Annotated in this window: 1 protein-coding gene; it reads right to left on the bottom strand. The window is 60.6% G+C overall.

The features are described 5' to 3' along the window. The coding region (locus Q1B16_RS22295; RefSeq protein WP_299794630.1) for an ISL3 family transposase at positions 1-1181 on the bottom strand (1181 nt) is incomplete at its 3' end. Between the last annotated feature and the right edge of the window lie 140 nt (positions 1182-1321).

Genomic DNA, 1321 nt, shown 5'->3' with positions numbered 1-1321 from the left:
CCGCGCGGTTTGATGCACAGCGCGGCCGCGATGACCGGGGAGATCGCGTGCCCCGTTTCCGGGTCCCGAACCGGCTCCAGGATCTTGTGTTCTACCTTGGGATCGCTCGCTTGCTGTTCGGCTCTGCGCCAACCCGCCAGCAGCCGCTGCAAATGCGACTGGCTCCCCTCGTAACCACGCTCTTGGATCAGACTGAAAAGGGCGCTGCCAGTTCGAATGCCCTCCTTCCAGCTTTGGCTCAGGAACTCTTCAAAATACCATGGCGAACTCGGCTTCAAAGCGGCCCGCCTGCGGTCCGGTGGTGTTTCGAACTGCAGCCATTTCGCGATGCTGCGACGCGGAAACCCTGTTCGCCGCCCGATCTCGCTGCAGGAAAGTCCCTGATTTCGGAGCGCATGGATGGTGGTGAAAATCTCTTCCCGGGACGTCCTGTGCGCAAGGCGGGACTTCAGAAGGCTTCCGGCTGCGGTGATGTTGTCGGCGTCGGACAGCAGCGCCCTGCCGGTGGCACGGCCGTGAAGGTTCATCTGCTCCTCGATGGCCTGCCGCAGGTTTTGCACGATATGGAACCGGTCGGCGACCTGCTTTGCCTGCGGTGCCCCTTGCCGGGCAGCCTTGGCGTAGAGACCGCACCGATCTCTGCTGATCACTTCCACCTCGGGGTGTCGCTTTAGCCAGTTGGTGCAGGTGACGACATCTCGATCCTCGAGGATGTCGATGACCACGCGACGCTCCAGATCCACGATGATCGTGCCGTAGGTTTGCGATTTCCGCCAGCTCCAATCGTCGATCCCGATGATTGTCGGCGCCTCGGTGGTGCCTTGAGCACACCTTTTCAGCTGCCTGAGCACCGTGTCATCGCTGACCCCAAGGCCCAAACGATGCAACAAGCGCTCCGCAGGCCGTCCGCCTGTCGCATGCCCAAGATGGCCGACAATATCCCCTACACGCGAAGTACGACGTGCAAATGGACGCGCAATCGAGCTGATCTGGTCCGAGAAAGTCCGGCGCGGGCAAGCAGGCGCCAAACATCGCCAACGGCAAACTGCGAGATCAACCGTTACCGCGTCTCCATGCGCGGGATAATCCTGCAGCCACCGACGCCGCCAGCCATGACGTCGGCGTGAATGCAATCCACAGTCTGGGCAAATGCCGTTGGGTACCAAGACGCCAGATACAATCCACCCGCCGGATTCACTTCGTTCAACGCTTTGAACTGCAACATCGCTGCCCGGCGACCAGTGCTTCTTCGAACTCACAACTATCCCTCCTGAATTTTCCAGTTTCAGGATAGTTGCGCCACACAAAGTGAGGCAGAGCC

Source organism: uncultured Marivita sp. (genome assembly GCF_947488135.1).
Lineage (GTDB): Bacteria > Pseudomonadota > Alphaproteobacteria > Rhodobacterales > Rhodobacteraceae > Marivita.
The sequence above is the reverse complement of the archived record's forward strand: the minus strand, read 5'-3'. Positions and strand labels throughout refer to the sequence as shown.